Genomic DNA, 16,687 nt, shown 5'->3' with positions numbered 1-16,687 from the left:
TCTCGGAGTATTCCGATGAACTTGATGGAAAATACGCGCACGCAGGAACGGCACTCCCAGGCGCCGTGCGTCTCCGCGTGCGGGCGAAGATCCTCGTCGCCGCAGTACGGGCAGTACAGAGGGGCAGCACGTTCGCTCATCGCAGTTCGTCCTCCTCAACCCTGATCACCCAGTCGGCGAACCGCTCGCCGTCCGTGCGACCGGCCAGGTAGCGCCTGGTCAGCCGCTCCACGTACTCGGGAAGCTCGTCCGCGGTGGTCTTGAGACCCCGCAGCTTGCGGCCGAAGCCGGCCTTCTGGCCCTCGGCCATGCCCAGTCCGCCGCCCAGGTGGACCTGGAAGCCCTCCACCTGCTTGCCGTCCGGGCCCATCACCAGCTGGCCCTTGAGGCCGATGTCCGCGATCTGCGTGCGGGCACACGCGTTCGGGCAGCCGTTGATGTGAATGGAGATGTCCTCGCCCGCGAGGTCGCCCAGCCGTTCCTCCAGCCGCTCCACCAGCTGCTGGCCGCGCGCCTTGGTCTCGACGATCGCGAGCTTGCAGTACTCCAGGCCGGTGCAGGCCATCGTGGACCGGCGCCAGACCGACGGGAACGACTCCAGCCCGATCTTCCGCAGCCCGGACACCAGCGAGTCGACCTGCTCCGGCGCCACGTCCAGGACCAGCAGCTTCTGGTACGCCGTCAGCCGCACCCGGTCGCTGCCGTGCGCCGCCACCACGTCCGCCAGCTTCCGCAGCTGCTCGCCGGAGGTCCGGCCGACGACCGGCGCGGCCCCGACGTACCGCTTGCCGTCCGCCTGGGCGTGCACGCCGATGTGGTCGATCGGCTTCTCCGGCAGCTCCGGCGCGGGACCGTCGATCAGCGTGCGGCCGAGGTACTCCTTCTCCAGCACCTCGCGGAACTTCTCCACGCCCCAGTCGTTGACCAGGAACTTCAGCCGGGCGCGGTGCCGCAGCCGCCGGTAGCCGTAGTCGCGGAAGATGCTGACCACGCCCTCCCAGACGTCGGCCAGCTCGGCCAGCGGCACCCAGACGCCCAGGCGCTGCGCGAGCATCGGGTTGGTGGAGAGGCCGCCGCCGACCCAGAGGTCGAAGCCGGGGCCGTGCTCCGGGTGGATCACGCCGAGGAACGAGATGTCGTTCACCTCGTACGGCATGTCGGCCAGCCAGGAGATGGACGACTTGAACTTGCGCGGCAGGTTCGAGTACGCCGGGTCGCCGACGAAGCGCTCCACGATCTCGTCGATCGCCGAGGTCGGGTCGATCACCTCGTCCGCGGAGACGCCCGCGACCGGGCTGCCCATCACCACGCGCGGGCAGTCGCCGCACGCCTCGGTGGTGTAGAGGCCGACGTCCTCCAGCGCCTTCCAGATCGCGGGCATGTCCTCGACCCGGATCCAGTGCAGCTGAATGTTCTGCCGGTCGGTGATGTCGGCGCTGTTCCGGCCGTACTTCTCCGAGATCTCCGCGATCACGCGCAGCTGGGCCAGGCTGAGCTGGCCGCCGTCGACGCGAACGCGGAGCATGAAGAACTTGTCCTCCAGCTCCTCCGGCTCCAGCACGGCGGTGCGTCCGCCGTCGATGCCGGCCTTGCGCTGGGTGTAAAGCCCCCACCAGCGGAAACGGCCCCGCAGGTCGGCCGGGTCGATCGAGTCGAACCCGCCGTGGGCGTAGATGTTCTCGATCCGGGCGCGGACGTTGAGCGGGTTGTCGTCCTTCTTGCTGCGCTCGTTGGGGTTCAGCGGCTCTCGGTGACCCATCGCCCATTGCCCCTCGCCGCGAGGGCGACGGGCGGGGCGGGCGTTGCCGCCGGTCGTGGGAGTGGTGCTAACCGCCATCGCGGCGTCCTCCGGTATGGCTCGGGTTGAAGGACGCGCAGCAGGCACGGCGGGATCAGCGACGTCATCGTCAACGGGCCGGCGGATGCACGCCCAGGCAGACTGGTGCGGGCGAGGTCAGCAGACCGGACAGATGGCGCTGCGCACGCGACCGTAGTCGACGTGACGGCGGGACGTCAGCCCCAGCGTCACGGCACGGTTCGCGGCGGTAATCACGCCCCTCATGCTGCCACATCGATCCCGGCCCGGCCAGGGGCCGAGCCGCGCGTCCCAGATGCCGGTTACGCTGTGGTTACCGTCACGCCGTAACAATGTGTTCATCCATATCCGTGTCTGTGGAGGCCAGCCGCTACTCTCAGGCGCGTGAGTACACCCCTGTTCCGTCGCATCGCGCGGCTCACGCTGGCCGCGCTGCTCGTCGCACCGGTGCCGCTCGCGATGCCGGGCGCCGCGTACGCCGCGGCCGTCGACTGCGGCAGCGCCGTGACGGGCGACGATGCGCCGTCGCAGCGCAGCTGGGCGCTGAACCGGCTGGCTCCGGAGGCGTCCTGGCCGCTCAGCCGCGGCGCGGGCATCACGATCGCGGTCATCGACTCCGGCGTCAACGGCGACCACCGGGCAATGAAGGGCCAGGTGCTGCCCGGCCGCGACTTCGGTCTGCCGGACTTCGACGGCCTCTGCGACCTGGCCGGCCACGGCTCCGTCGTCGCCGGGATCATCGCCGGCAGGGATGGGGTCGACGTCGGCTTCTCCGGAATCGCGCCGGATGCGAAGATCCTCCCGCTCCGGGTGCTGCCGGACGCCAAGACCACCACGGACCCCCAGGCGCCGATCCGCATCGCGCAGGCGATCGAGTTCGCGGTCGACCAGGGTGCGGACGTCATCAACCTCTCGCTCGCGACGGACAAGGTCCCGCAGATGGACGCCGCCATCGCGTACGCGGAGCAGAAGAACGTGGTCGTGGTCGCGGCCGGTGGCAACAAGGCGGCGGACGCGGCCAGCAACATGGTCTTCCCCGCGGCGTACGACACGGTGCTGGCCGTGGCCGGCGTCGACGAGCAGGGCGGGCACGTCGCCACGTCCGTCCAGGGGCCGTACGTGGATCTCTCCGCGCCGGGGCTGAACCTGTTCGGGCCCGCGGGCACCGGCAACGGCTACATCGCCGAGGGCGACGGCGGCACTAGCTTCGCCGCGGCGTACGTGTCCGGTGCGGTCGCACTGGTCCGGTCGTACTTCCCGGACATGAAGGCGGCGGACGTGCGGGCGCGCCTGAAGACCACGGCGGATCAGCCGCCGGCCGGCCAGGACTCCTCGTTCGGCAGCGGCATGGTCAACTCGTACGCGGCGCTGACCACGGTCTTCAGCACGAAATCACAGCGGCCGGTCGAGCCGATCGCGCTGGCCGGCGCACCGGCCGATCCGACCGCCACGGCCCGGACGGTCGCATGGTGGACGATCGGGATCGTGCTGGTGCTGACCGTGGCCACGCTGGCCGGCGCGCCGCTGATCCGGCGCGGCCGCCGCAACGGCTGGCGCGCTAACCACGGCAACATCTGAGAGCACAAACGACATCGGGGGTACGGCTCCGGCCGTACCCCCGATGTCGTTTGTGGCTCTCAGCGGTAATTCGGCGGAGGCGGAGGTGGCGGCGGCTGCTGACCCTGCGGCGGCGGATAGTACGGCTGCTGCTGGGGATAGCCGGGCGCCGACTGGTACGGCGGCGGCTGGTAGGAGCCGGCCGGCGGGTAACCACCCTGCGGATGCTGCGGATAGCCGGCCGGGACCGGGGTCTTCCGGCGGTTGGACGAGACCGCGAGGACCACGATCAGCACCAGCACCGCGACCACGACGATCCCCACCCACCAGTAGTCGGCGACCAGCCGGTCCACCAGCGGCGGCTCGTTCAGATCCGTGGAGGCCGCGGCCTCGGCGCCGTCCATCGGGTCGCCGAGCGGGTTCGCGGACACGGACGGCACGTCCGCGGAGACCGCGGCCAGCGCGTCGATGGCGCCGAAGCCGTACTGGTCGTCGCGGCCCTGCGCGCCCTTGTCCTTCGCGGTCGCGGTCAGGCGGTTGATCACGTTCGCCGGGTCCAGGTCCGGGTGCTTCGCCTTGATCAGCGCGACGATCGAGGAGACCACCGCGGTGGCCGCGCTGGTGCCGGTGCTGTTGCCGTAGCCCTCGGTGCCCATCGACAACGGGTAGGCGGAGAGCAGGTCGACACCCGGCGCCGCGATGCCCATCTGCGCGCCCTTGGCGCCGCCGTCCCAGAACTCGCCCTTCTGGTTCAGGCCGGAGACCGCGATGACGCCGGGGATGGAGGCCGGAGGGCCGATGATCGGGCCGGTCTCCTGAAGGTTGCCGGAACCGGCCACCACGACCGCGCCCTTGCTGTGCGCGTACGCCACCGCGGCCCGCTCGTCCGGGTTGATGGCGGTCATGACGCCGAGCGGGTCCTGCCTGGTGAACGACATGTTGATGACGTCCGCACCCTGGTCGACCGCGAACCGGATCGCCTCCGGGACCGCCTCGCGCGGGTTGCCGTTGTCGTACTGGAGGGACAGGATCGTCGCCTCCGGCGCGATGCCCTTGACCAGGTTGTTCCGGCCGTTGCCCTGGCCGGCGATGATGCTGGTGATCGCGGTGCCGTGGAAGTCCAGATCCTTCAGGCCACCGGTGTCCGCACGCGTCTCGCCGAAGACGCCGGCGTCCCGCACATCCGCGCCCTTGAAGTCGGGCAGGCTCACGTCCACGCCGCTGTCGATCACCGCGATCGTGATGCCCTTGCCCTTGCTCCCGGCCGCCTTCTGGAGCTGGGGGACCTTCAGGTAGTCGTCGTAGTACCACTTCTGGTACGCCTCGGCGTCGATCACCGGCGCGGCCGCGTGCGCGGCACCGGGCGCCGTCAGGGCCGCGCTTCCGCAGGCCACCAGCGCGGCCAGCGCCGACGCGGCGACGCGTCTGAGCTTCATCGGTTGTCTTCCCCGTCCTTGAAAGATCGCGCGGTAACGCGAAAAGGCCCGGCTCGGCGAAACCGAACCGGGCCCTTCACACAGAGGTCAGCCCCACATGCGGGAGTTCGACATCTCGGTGGAGACGTAGTTCTCCTTGGCGACGCCGACGGCGCCACCGATGTCGTTCAGGATCTTGTTGATGTCCGCGATCGAGGCGTCCCAGGCGGCCTGGTGAGCCTCGTAGGCCACCCGGTCCTCACCGTCCCACTGGAGCTTCTGCAGCATCTGCCGGAGCGTGTCCAGCTTCTCGTCGATGCTCTTCGAGATCGAGTTGATCTGCTGGGTGGCACTTTCCAGAACCGCGTAATCGACTTTCACAACGCTCATCGCGTTACTCCTAACGTTCTCGCTGCTTACGGGTTCAGGACCTGGTGGAACTTGTCCAGCATCTGCTGCTGCTCCTCGTCGTTCACCTGGTGCGTGGTGCCCGACTTGTCCAGCAGGTCAGCGATGTCGTCCAGTGCCTTCTGGAGCTTCGCGGTGTCCTGATTCCACTGGTTCATGAGGTTCTGGAAGCCGGTGGACGCCGATCCCTGCCAGGCGATGGCCAGATCATCGACCGTGCTCCAGAGCTTCTTCAGCTCGCCGTCGACCTCACTCCGCGTGGACCGCACATCGTTCGCAGCGGTATGCAGTGTCGCGTGATCGACCTCGAACGGGCCCGCCATGGTCTTCACCCCTTCTTCGTCGCTAGTGCAGCCAGTCGCTGCGCCTCAGTGCAGCCAGCGGCTGCGCCTCCCCCGCGGCGGCGTACTGAAACCCCACCGACGGACACTTCGCAACGACGGTAACGCACCTGGTCCAGTCGTTGCAGCCTCGGCCGGGGCCCCGACGGCGATATGTCCAATTCAGACGTTTTTATCGGACTTCACCGTCGGGGCAAATTGTCTTCCTAAGGCTCTGTCCAGGCAGTTTGGATCAAGTTCTGTCCGTCGCGCCGGCGCACCAGCATGCCGCGGCCCGGCGGCTGCGGACTGGGGCGCAGATTTCCGACAACCTGACCCTCCTCCTTGTTGCCGGACATCAGCAGCGTCGGGGTGTCCAGCTCGCGCAGACGCTGCAGCACCTGCTCGTACCCGGCCCGTGCCGCACCGCCCATCCGGCGCGTCAGGATCAGGTGCAGGCCGATGTCCCTGGCCTGCGGCAACAGGTCCGTGATCGCACTCAGCGGGTTGTTGCCGCCGGACGCCACCAGGTCGTAGTCGTCGACCAGCACGTACAGGTCCGGACCCCGCCACCAGGACCGGTCCCGGAGCTGTTGCGACGTCACGTCCGGGCCGGGCAGGCGGGCCTGCAGCGCGCCCCGGATCTGCTTCATGTTGTTCGCGAAGACCTCGCTCGACGGCGAGTAGTCGAGCAGGTGATCGCCCTCGATCGCGCCGAGCAGCGCCCGCCGGTAGTCGCCGACGACGATCCGCGCCTCGGCCGGTGTGAATTTCTCCATGATCTGGCGGCCGATCAGGCGGAGCAGGTTCGTCTTGCCGCACTCCGCGTCGCCGAACACCACCATGTGCGGCTCGGTCGCGTCCATCAGCACCGGGGCCAGGTGCGCCTCGTTGATGCCGATCGGCAGGCCCGCCTTGGCCGGGTCGACCATCCGGTTGAGCTCCGCCACCGGCAGCATGCGCGGTAGCAGCCGCACCTTCGGCGCCGGCGCGTGCGCCCAGGCCGCCCGGACCTGCTCCACCGCGGACGTCGTGGCCTCGGCCAGGTCGTCCAGAAGCGGCTTGCCGTCCAGCCGGGAGATCGCGGCCAGGAAGTGCAGCTTGTCCCGGGTCAGACCACGACCGGGCGTACGCTCCGGCACGTTCACCGCGGCCTTGCGGTCGATCTCCGACTCGCTCGGGTCACCGAGGCGCAGCTCCAGCTTCGTGCCGAGCAGGTCACGCATCTTGATCCGGACCTCGGACCAGCGGGCCGCGGTGATCACCAGGTGCACGCCGTAGCCGAGACCGCGCTGGGCCAGCATGGTGATCGTCTGCTCCAGCTCCTCGTAGTCCTCGCGGAGCGTGCCCCAGCCGTCCACCACCAGGAACAGGTCGCCGAACAGGTCGTCCGGCACCTCGCCGTTCGCCTGCCGGCGCCGGTAGGTGTTGATCGAGTCGATGCCCATCGTGGTGAACCGGGCCTCGCGCTCGTCGATCAGCGACGTCACCTCGGCCACGGTCCGGCGGACCGCCTCGCCGTCGCGGCGGCCCGCTACGCCGGAGAGGTGCGGCAACCCGTCCAGCGCGCGCAGCGCGCCACCGCCGAAGTCGAGGCACATGAACTGCACCTCGCGCGGCGTGTGGGTGACCGCGAGCGACATCAGCATCGACCGCAGGATCGTGCTCTTGCCGGACCGCGGGCCACCGACGATGACCACGTTGCCGCCCGCGCCGGAGAGGTCGGCCACGAGCGGGTCGCGACGCTGCTCGAACGGGCGGTCCACGATGCCGACCGGGACCATCAGCTTCGCCGCGTTCCGCCAGGCGGCCGGCGACAGGCCGAAGACCGGGTCCGGCGTGAGCGGCGGCAGCATCCGGTCCACCGTGGGCGGCACGCCGAGCGGCTCCAGCCACACCTTGTGCGCGGCGCGGCCCCGGCCGTTCAGCTGGTCGATGAGCACGTCGAGCATGCTCTGCTGCTTGCCGGTCTCCTCGTCCTCCTCGTCGACCACGACGACCTGCTCGTTGATCTCGGGTACCGGGATGAACTCCGTGCCGTACTCCAGGATCTGACGCTGCACCACGGCCTGCGAGCGGACGGCCCGGCCCGGCGCCTTGTACGGCCCGGACACGTACGCCGCCCGGAACCGCAGCATGGTGGTGGTGTCCGTCTTCAGGTAACCGTGACCGGGCGCGCTGGGCAGCTCGTACGCATCCGGCACACCCAGCACGATCCGGCTCTCCACCGCGGAGAACGTGCGCAGACCGATCCGGTACGACAGGTGCGTGTCCAGACCGCGCAGCTTGCCCTCCTCCAGCCGCTGCGACGCGAGCAGCAGGTGGACGCCGAGCGACCGGCCCAGGCGGCCGATCATGACGAACAGGTCGATGAAGTCCGGCTTCGCGGCCAGCAGCTCGCTGAACTCGTCACAGATGATCAGGAGGCTGGGCATCGGCTCCAGCTCCTCGCCGGCCGCCCGCGCCTTCTCGTAGTCGAACCGGGAGACGTAGTTGCCGGCCGCGCGCAGCGCCTCCTGCCGGCGCACCATCTCACCGGCGAGCGCGTCCTTCATGCGGTCGACCAGCGGAAGCTCGTCCGACAGGTTGGTGATCACGGCGCTGGTGTGCGGCAGCGCGTCCAGCGAGGCGAACGTGGCACCACCCTTGAAGTCGACGAGGACGAAGTTCAGCTCCGCCGACGAGTGGGTGACCGCGAGCGCGCCCACGATCGTGCGCAGCAGCTCCGACTTGCCGGAACCGGTCGCGCCGATGATCAGGCCGTGCGGGCCCATGCCCTCGTGCGCGGACTCCTTGAAGTCCAGCTCGACCACGTTGCCGTCCGGGCCGAGACCCAGTGGGATGCGCAGCCGGTCCCGGTGCGGGCGGGTGCGCCACGTCTGGTTGGTGTCCACGCCGGCCGCGTCGCCGATGCCGAGCAGGTCCGGCAGCTCCATGCTCTTGGCCAGCGGCTCCTCGGACGTGGCCGCGCTCTGCTGGGAGAGCCGGTACGGCGAGAGCTGCCGCGCCAGGCCCTCGGCCTGCACCAGGCTGAGCTGGTCCGGCCGGCCCAGGTGGGTGCTCGACTTGCCGCGGAACACCTCGACCGAATCGGCCGTGACGTCCAGGCACAGCAGCCAGCGGCCGGCGTCCCGCGGCACCGCGCCGGAGAGGTCGACCACGGTGGTGCCGAGCAGGCCCTGCCCGTAGAGCTGGCAGTTCGCCGACACCTCGCCGCCGTCCAGCACGATCAGCACGTGCGGCGACGTGGTCAGCGGCTTCGCGTCCGGACTGAACCGGGGGCGGCTGGCCAGCTCGTCCGCCAGCATCTGCTCGGCCGCGAGCAGCGTGTTGAACACCATCCGCCGGCTGCCGGCCGCGTCGTTGCGCCGCGGGTGCTGCGCGTGCGGCAGCCACTTCGTCCAGTCCCAGCTCGCCTGCCGGTCCGGCGCGGCGACCACGGCGATCATCAGGTCGTCCGGCGCGTGGAACGTGCTGAGCTGGCCGAGCACGGCGCGCATCAGGCCGAGCGTGGGCTCGCGGTCGCCGCGCAGCACGATCCGGCTGAACGCGCGGATGGACAGCGCGATCGGCAGGTCGGGCACGACCGAGTGCGAGCGGACGAACCGGCGGAGCGCGATCGCGGCCATCGGCTCGAGATCCTCGACCGGTTTCGTCTCCGGCGTGACGATCTGCACCGCGAGCTGCTGCGGGCCGATCGCGATCCGGGCCTCACCGAAGTCGTCCTCGGTGACGCGCCGCTCCCACATCCGCCGGGACGCCGCGAACGAGTAGAGCGCGTCCGCCTCCGGGTGCTTCCAGGTGGTCGCGGACCGCTGCTGCTCCGCCGCGCGCCGGGTCCGCTTCCGGACCTGCGCGAGGTAGCGCATGTAGTCGCGCCGGTCCGCGTTCAGCTCGGCCTTGTCGTTGCCGCCGCCGAGCTGGCCGGCCGCCATGCCGAGCATCGACACGCCGAACAGGCCGCCGGCGACCCACATCATGGCGCCGCCCTGCCGGCCCGCGTAGAGGAACGCCATCGCGCCGACGCCGCAGAGCATCGGCAGGATCATCATCAACTGTCCGAGGCTCTTGGGCAGCTCCTCCGGCAGCTCGGGCGGTGACTCCAGGAGCACCTCGCCCCGGGGCAACTGTGGCCCCTGCCGCCGCGGTGGCCGCCTGAACAGCACCGTACTCATCCGCGTCTCGCCTCCCCGAAATTCCCCCGTCGGACGCCCGCTTCACAGAAGGTGGCGTCGGGTGGGCATCCTAGCGTTCGTCATCGTAGGTACTCTCCTCACGAAACGTGAGTGGCTTGGATCCACGGGGAGGCAACCATGGCCGCCACAGTGAGCGGGAGCAGCAGGGTCACGATCGTCGCGCCCAGAACGAGGCTCGACCTCGCTCTGCCGTCCGACGTGCCGTTGGCCGATCTGTTGCCCACGGTCCTGAAGCACGCCGGTGAGGAAGTCGCGGATCAAGGCGCCGCGCAGGGGGGCTGGGCGCTGGCGAGGCTGGGCGGCCGGCCGCTGGACAGCTCGCGCACCGCGGTCGAGCTGGAGATCCGCGACGGCGAGATGCTCTATTTCACGCCGCGCGCCGACGCACGTCCCGAGGTGGTCTTCGACGACATCGTCGACGCGGTCGCCACCGCCACGCAGAAGCGCGAGGGCCGCTGGGACACGGCGATGACCAGGCGTTTCTCGGTCAGCTTCGCGGCGGTCGCGCTGCTCGCCGGCGCGGTCGGCGTGCTCTTCGCCGGCCCGCCGCAGCTGCCCGGCGGCATCGCGGGCCTGGCCTCGGCCGCGCTGCTGATGCTGACCGCCACGCTGCTGTCCCGCGCGGCGGGCGACGGTCGCAGCGGTGCGCTGGTGGCCGGCGTGAGCCTGGTCTTCGGCACCGTCGGCGGCCTGCTGCTGCTCGCCGGCGACAACACGGTCGCCCAGCTCTCGGCGCCGCACGTGCTGCTCGGCGCCGCCGTGCTGCTGATGCTGGGCGTGATCGCCACGCTCGCGGTCGGCTATGCGACACCGCTGTTCCTGGGCTCGGCCGCGGCCGGTGTCGCGCTCGCGCTCGGCGCCGGGATCTGCATCCTGTTCGACCTGGGCGCCGCGCCCGCGGCCGCGATCGTCGCCGCGGCGGTCTTCGCGTTCCACCCGGCGCTGCCGATGATGTCGTACCGGCTGGCCCGGGTCCCGGTCCCGTCGATCCCGACCGGTCCGGAGGATCTCAAGGCCGACGAGGAGTCGGTCGACGGGCGCCGGGTGCTGGACCTCAGCGAGCGCGCGGACGAATATCTGACCGCGCTCATCTGGACCGTCTCCGCGATCGTGTTCGGCGCGGAGATCACGCTCGCGTTCGACGGCCGGCTCGGCGCGGTGCTGCTCTGCCTGTCGCTCGCGCTGCTCCTGCTGCTGCGCGCCCGGCCGTACCCGAGCCGGCGCGAACGCCTCCCCTCGCTGCTCGCGGGCGGTGGCGGCCTGATCCTCGCCGCGTTCGCGGTCTTCGGCTGGGGCGGCTGGGCGGCCCGTCTCGGCCTGGTGCTGGGCGGCCTGATCATCGTGGCCGCGATCAGCCTGATCTACGGCCTCTCGGTGGCCGGAAAGCGGATCGCCCCGATCTGGGGCCGTCTGCTCGACATCTGGGAGATCATCCTGATCCTGACCGTGGTGCCGCTGGCCGCGTGGGTCTGCGGCGTCTACGGCTGGATCACCACCATCAGCGCATAGACCCATTTCGCACGAAGGGCCGGGCACCGCTCCAGCGGTACCCGGCCCTTCGTCGTTGCGTCAGGCGCGGCGGGGCGCCGCACCGAGCGACTGCTGCTCGATGCTGGTCGGGGTGAACCAGAAGTACTGCGCCTCGGGCCCGGCCCCGAGCAGCACCGCCATGTCGACGTTGAGCCGCTGGAAGAGCTTCACGTCGCGGCCGGTGAGGCGCAGCGGGGCCGCGCCGACCGTGGCCTCGGTCGCGTTGAGCCGCTGCACGACCGCCAGGTCCGCGGTGCGCAGCAGCGTGGCGACGCCCGGCACGAGCTGCTGGATCACGGTGAGACGGGCCTGCCACGGCTCCAGCGGATGCGTCAGCGCGGACTCGGCCGCCTCCGGGTGCACGTCGACCACGTGCAGCACCGGCTGGATGGCCGTGCCGGACGGGATCGAGCCGGGATTGGCCAGGCCGTTGACCAGCATCAGCCGGTCCGGCCGGCCGGTGGCCCACTGGCCGAGGTTCGACCACTGGTCGGGGGCGTGCGAGCTGACCACGACGCGTGCGCCGACCGCGAGCGCGCGGAAGACCACGATCCGGGCCGCCCACCAGTTGCCGACCAGCGCGACATCCGTGCCTTCGGGGCGGAAGACCTGCACGGGTACGGGACCACCGTTGCGGTCCCGGCCGAGCAGCAGGCCGCCGCGCGGCACGGGCGTGGTGAGCGGCGCGAGCGCGTCCGGCTCGGTGCTGAACCGTCCGGTGACGGCGTGCAACTGGGTCATCCGATCGCTCCTCCCGTGGGCGCGGTCGCGTAGATCGCCGCGGCATGCTGTCCGTCGAGCCGGCGGAGCTGGATGCCGCTCTGCTGGAAGACGCCGACCACGGCGGTGAGCGTCTCGGCCGCGTTGCCCGCGCGGGCGGCGACGTCGACGATCGCCTGCATGCGCAGGTCGCCGTCCTGCTGGCGGTTGAGCACCACCGCGACGGTCGCGGAGAGCGCGCCGACCTCGGTCAGCCGCCGCGCGGCCACGGCCAGGCCCGCCGGTGAGACGCGGGTGGCGAGGAAACCGACGTGCACCGCCTCGGTGCCCTGCCAGCCGGCCCAGTTCTCCCGCTGGACCTGCTGCACCGGCTGGGCCGGGGCGGGGCCGCCGCCGGTGACCGCGGCGCCGGAGAGGCCGGCCACGGTGGCGACGGCCGCGGTGAGCTCGGTCGCGGTGAGCGGCTGGGAGACGAAACCGGCGCTGTCCAGCGTCTTGCCGATCCGGCCGAGCAGCGCGGCCAGCGCCTTGTGCACGCCCTCCGGCCCGCCGCCGCGGCTGGCGCTGGCGGCGAGCGCGTCGGCCGGACGCAGCCTGGCCGCGACCCAGACGCGCGAATCGGCCGGGATCGGCAGGCCACCGAGCAACTCACGGTACGACTGGACGGCCGGCGAGGAGTGCTCCAGGAACGACGTGGGCGCCGGGACGATGTGCGAGACCACCTGCAGCGCGGAGACCGGCAGCGCGGACTCGGCGAGGATGCGGCCGACCCGGTCCAGGCCGAGCCCGGCGTCTGTCACCGAATCGTTACCCGCGTTGACGGCAAGGGCGACGAACCAGCCCATCTCGTCGCGGCCGACGCCGATCGGCGTACCCCGCTCGCGGATCTCGGTCACGGCCAGGTCCGGGGCCAGCGCGGCCAGCTCCCGGTCCGGACGGAATGCGGCGGCGCGGGCGCGCTCCTTGAACCGGCGGTTGACCACCCGGTGCTCGAACCACCAACGGCTCTTGCGCCGGGCGAACGCGAGGACCAGCAGAATCACGGCCAGGACCGCGGCCGCGGGCAGCGCCCAGAACGGCCCGCCGAGCGACGCGAGCACGGCCACGACGGCCACCTCGACGCAGACCAGCTGTGCCACGGACAGCCCGCCCAGATGTCCGCGCCGCCGTTCGGGTGGCAGCGGTGGCGCGACCCGTCGCCCCGTTTCGGTCATGGTCATCCCCGTGTGCCCTTCCTCGCGCGAACGCCTTCCCGCCGGTCATCGGGGTTCCGCGGAGCACCGCAGGTCCCCCGGCCCTACCGGCGGACCCTTATCGTAGGGACGCGTGCGACACGGCAGGAACCCGTGGCGTTCGCTGCACCGTTTCAGGAGGGTTGTGCATGCGTACCCGGCGTGATCAGGTTCAGGCGTACCGGTTCGTCACCCGCCGTATCGTATCGGCGTTGGTCTCCGGCGAGCCCGAGTCCAACGACCTGCCGATGCGGCGGCTCGGGCTGGCGCTGGTCGGCAGCGTCATGGTCGGCGCGCTCGTGCTGGCCGGCTTCGGCGCCTACGGTTTTCTCACCGACAACAAGGCGCCGCTGGCGGACGACACGCTGGTGATCGAGAAGGACACCGGCGCGAAGTACGTCTACGTCGGCGGGCAACTGTTCCCCGTCATCAACTACGCGTCCGCGCGGCTGATCCTCGGCGCGGAGAACCCTACGATCCGCAAGGTGTCCTCCGGGTCGCTGAAGGGGATACCCCGGGGTCGCACCGTCGGCATCCTCAACGCGCCGGACGCGCTGCCGGACCCGAAGAACCTGTCCGGGAGCGTCTGGCGGATCTGCTCTAATCTCACCGACGACGACGGCACCGTGCCGGTGAGCACACTGATGGTCGGCCGGTCGCCGAGCGGCGCGGGAGCGCTCGGGGACGAGGCGGTCCTGACCCACTTCAAGGACCTCGGCGGTAAGAGCCGGTTCTACCTGGTGTGGAACAACACCCGGCTGGCCGTGCCGCAGACGGCCGCGGTCAGCCTGGACGACGCCGCGTCGGTCGAGGTCTCCGAGCAGCTGATCAACGCGATCCCGGCCGGGCCGGACCTCGCGCTGGTGAAGGTGCCGGGCCTGGGCTCGCGGTACAGCGGCAACGTGGGCGGCGCCTCCGCCGTGATCGGCGACGTGTACCAGGTCGGCGACCAGGCGTACGTGCTGACGCAGTCCGGCCTGTCCCCGATCGGGAACCTGACCGCGAAGCTGCTCACGATCAACGGCCGGGACCAGTTGGAGGCCACCGCGCCGGAGGCGGAGCGGCTGAAGACCCCCACCCGGGTCGAGCCGGCCGGCTTCCCCGACGAGATGCCGAAGCTCAGCCAGGCCGTGACGCCGCGCACCAACAGCGCGATCTGCAACTTCTTCGACGTGAGCACCGGTAAGAACGTCGTCGAGCTGTACGCGAGCCGCCCCGACGAGCTGAAGGCCGCGCTGAAGACCGGCAACGGCACCACCGTGCCGGGCAGCGCCACCGAGTCGGTGGACCGGGTGCTGGTGGCCGGCGGTTCCGGCGCGCTGATCCAGTACACGCAGCCGGACGGCAAGCCGGCGCCGGGCGGCACCGTGTTCCTGCTCACGGACACCGGCCGCAGGTACGCACTGGGCACGGAGGGCGGTAGCGCGCTGGATGCGCTCGGTTACAAGGGAGCCACAATCTCGGCCGTGCCGCCCGCGCTGGGCGAGCTGATCCCGGCCGGACCCACGCTGCAGAACCTGAACGCGCAGCAGACCGTGACCGGCACTCCGACAGGCACGACGACATCCGGATAGTTCGGACACCGGCGAGACGGCCCGTGCGCCGACGTGCACCCATTGGTTACGCTGGCACTTCGGGGTAGCTGCGGTGGTTCGTCGATGCGTGTGGGTCGCCGTCGTCCCGGACAGTTCCAGCCGATCGGATTTCGCTTGAAGACGGGGAGGCGATAGCCATGAGTCCGGCTGATGGTGCAAGCACCACTGTAGACGTCGATTCACTGCAGGAGTTCCAGGAGCAGCTCACACTGCGCCTGGGCGAGATCGACCATGTGATCAGCGTGTTGAGCAACCGCATGAGCCCGACGCTCCCGATCGGGACGTTCCACCATGCGGCGCAGATCAGCGCGAGCTACACGAACCTGCACACCCTGCATCTCGCCAACGCGCGCCGCCTGCGGACCGCGATCGTCGCGACGCAGACGGCCACGGCCGAGATCCTGAAGAACTACACCACGACCGAGCAGCTCAACGAGGTCAGCGCGAATGAGATCGCCTCGACCGTGGGCGACCTCGGCGCGCCGCTGCGGGAGAAGGCCTGATGTCCGATCTGACGTCCTACTACCAGGGCCAGAGCCACGAGACGCTCTACCAGCAGCTCCAGACGGGTGACCCGCCTTCGGTCTCGGCGGCGAGCGACCACTGGGCCACGGTCGAGTCCACGCTCGACGACATCCACACCGCGCTGACGCGCGACCTCTCCTCGCTGAACGAGAAGTGGAGCAGCGACTCGGGCGACGAGTTCACCCGGCGCGTGCAGACCGTCGTCGAGTTCGCCGAGGGCAACGCGCGGCAGGCCGGGCACGTCAAGATCTCGCTCGCGGGTTTCGCGACCGAGCTCAAGGCCGCCCAGAACAAGGTCGACGATCCCGCGGACACCGACGACAACGACAGCACCTGGGGCGGCATCGCCGCCGGTGCGGCCGTCGGTGGCGTGCCCGGCGCCGTGGTCGGCGGCCTGGTGGGCCACGACCGCGACGAGGCGCAGCGGGAGCAGGCGAAGGCGCGCACGGTCGAGCTGATCGCCGGTCTCGCCAGCGACTACCAGCTGGACTGGAGCCGCGGCAAGGTCGAGCCGCCGGAGCCGCCGAAGACGCTGCCCGGCTCCGTCGACAACGACGGCCCCGGCAACTCGCGGGGCCCCGGCGCCCACGGCGTGAGCAGCCTCAGCGGCACCGGCCCCGGCTCGTCCACCGGCGACGGCACGAAGAACGCGCCGGACAGCCCGTCCGTGGTCCCCGGCCTCGGTGACGACAGCGAGAGCGGCGGCACCACCGGCAACACGCCGTCGACGTCGCTCGAGGGCGTGACCGGTGGCAGCGGCGGCACGGGCGGCACCGGTGGCACGATCGGCGGCATCACGCCCGGCGGCGGTGGCACCTCCGGCGGCGGCAGCGGCTTCGGCGGCGGCGGTCTCGCGCTCGGCGGCCTCGCCGCGGGCGCGGGCGGCATCGCGGCCGGCGCGCTCGGCCTCGGCGCCGGTGGCGGCCAGTCCGGCGGCGCGCGTCCCGGCACCGGCACCGCCGGCTCGCCGAACGCGTCCTCGGCCGCGCGGCCCGGCACCGGCGGTGCCGGCGCGGGCAAGGGCACGGGCGCCGGCGGTCTCGGCAAGGACAAGCTCGGCGTGCCCCGCCAGGGCGCCGGCGGTCCCGGCATGGACGGCCAGCACGGTGCGCAGAACCGCAACGCCGCCGGCGGACGCAACGCGGCCGGCGGCCGGGGCCTCAACGGCCAGGACGACGACGCGGACGAGCACACCACCTGGCTGACCGAGGACGACATGGTGTGGGGCCAGGACGGCTCCGCTCCCCCGCCGGTCCTCGGCGGCAGGTAACAGCAGCCCACGAGCGCGCCCGGCGGTCCCACCGCCGGGCGCGCTTCGTGATCCCGCCCACCGGGCGCGCTTCGTGATCCCGCCCACCGGGCGCGCTTCGTGA

General features: G+C 71.2%; 12 protein-coding genes. 5 read left to right on the top strand and 7 right to left on the bottom strand.

What is annotated here, in order from left to right:
- Positions 1–136: 136 nt before the first annotated feature.
- Positions 137–1,837, bottom strand: a complete 1,701-nt coding sequence (locus OP04_RS41610; RefSeq protein ID WP_033345524.1) for a nitrite/sulfite reductase — start codon at positions 1,835–1,837, stop codon at positions 137–139.
- Positions 1,838–2,200: 363 nt separating this feature from the next.
- On the opposite strand from OP04_RS41610, the gene mycP reads away from it, so the two are divergent.
- Positions 2,201–3,394 carry a type VII secretion-associated serine protease mycosin gene (gene mycP / locus OP04_RS41605; RefSeq protein WP_232323934.1) on the top strand — a complete coding sequence of 398 codons (1,194 nt, stop codon included), beginning with the start codon at positions 2,201–2,203 and terminating at the stop codon, positions 3,392–3,394.
- Between the two features lie 59 nt (positions 3,395–3,453).
- Here mycP and OP04_RS41600 read toward each other — a convergent pair whose 3' ends face one another.
- The 4 genes from OP04_RS41600 to OP04_RS41585 form a co-directional block, all read right to left on the bottom strand.
- Positions 3,454–4,809: a S8 family serine peptidase gene (locus OP04_RS41600; RefSeq protein ID WP_051799880.1), complete on the bottom strand. Its 1,356-nt coding sequence runs from the start codon at positions 4,807–4,809 to the stop codon at positions 3,454–3,456.
- Positions 4,810–4,896: 87 nt separating this feature from the next.
- Positions 4,897–5,178 (bottom strand): WXG100 family type VII secretion target, encoded by a 282-nt coding sequence (locus OP04_RS41595; RefSeq protein WP_033345523.1) that lies wholly within the window; start codon positions 5,176–5,178, stop codon positions 4,897–4,899.
- 26 nt (positions 5,179–5,204) lie between these two features.
- Complete coding sequence (locus OP04_RS41590; protein WP_033345629.1) at positions 5,205–5,519, bottom strand: WXG100 family type VII secretion target; 315 nt, start codon at positions 5,517–5,519, stop codon at positions 5,205–5,207.
- 224 nt (positions 5,520–5,743) lie between these two features.
- The gene (locus tag OP04_RS41585) at positions 5,744–9,691 is read right to left on the bottom strand and encodes a type VII secretion protein EccC (RefSeq protein ID WP_033345522.1); all 3,948 of its coding nucleotides are present in this window, start codon (positions 9,689–9,691) and stop codon (positions 5,744–5,746) included.
- 138 nt (positions 9,692–9,829) lie between these two features.
- Here OP04_RS41585 and eccD point away from each other — a divergent pair, with 138 nt between their 5' ends.
- Complete coding sequence (eccD, locus tag OP04_RS41580) at positions 9,830–11,221, top strand: type VII secretion integral membrane protein EccD (protein WP_033345521.1); 1,392 nt, start codon at positions 9,830–9,832, stop codon at positions 11,219–11,221.
- A 60-nt stretch (positions 11,222–11,281) separates the two neighbouring features.
- Here the strand turns inward: eccD and OP04_RS41575 are convergent, their stop codons facing one another.
- Together OP04_RS41575 and OP04_RS41570 are read right to left on the bottom strand one after the other, a co-directional pair.
- The gene (locus tag OP04_RS41575; RefSeq protein WP_051799879.1) at positions 11,282–11,983 is read right to left on the bottom strand and encodes a hypothetical protein; all 702 of its coding nucleotides are present in this window, start codon (positions 11,981–11,983) and stop codon (positions 11,282–11,284) included.
- Complete coding sequence (locus OP04_RS41570; protein WP_157241073.1) at positions 11,980–13,176, bottom strand: type VII secretion protein EccE; 1,197 nt, start codon at positions 13,174–13,176, stop codon at positions 11,980–11,982. Before OP04_RS41570 ends, OP04_RS41575 begins: the two co-directional genes overlap by 4 nt.
- Positions 13,177–13,343: 167 nt before the next feature.
- Between OP04_RS41570 and eccB the strand changes: the two genes are divergently transcribed.
- The 3 genes from eccB (at position 13,344) to OP04_RS41555 (ending at position 16,584) form a co-directional block, all read left to right on the top strand.
- On the top strand, positions 13,344–14,768 hold the full coding sequence (gene eccB / locus OP04_RS41565; protein ID WP_051799878.1) for a type VII secretion protein EccB: 1,425 nt from the start codon (positions 13,344–13,346) through the stop codon (positions 14,766–14,768).
- A gap of 158 nt (positions 14,769–14,926) precedes the next feature.
- Positions 14,927–15,292: a hypothetical protein gene (locus OP04_RS41560; RefSeq protein WP_033345519.1), complete on the top strand. Its 366-nt coding sequence runs from the start codon at positions 14,927–14,929 to the stop codon at positions 15,290–15,292.
- Positions 15,292–16,584 (top strand): hypothetical protein, encoded by a 1,293-nt coding sequence (locus OP04_RS41555; protein WP_033345518.1) that lies wholly within the window; start codon positions 15,292–15,294, stop codon positions 16,582–16,584. Before OP04_RS41560 ends, OP04_RS41555 begins: the two co-directional genes overlap by 1 nt.
- Positions 16,585–16,687: the final 103 nt, after the last annotated feature.

Source organism: Catenuloplanes japonicus, assembly GCF_000717135.1.
GTDB classification, from domain to species: domain Bacteria; phylum Actinomycetota; class Actinomycetes; order Mycobacteriales; family Micromonosporaceae; genus Catenuloplanes; species Catenuloplanes japonicus.
This window is presented reverse-complemented; position numbering and strand designations above follow the sequence as displayed.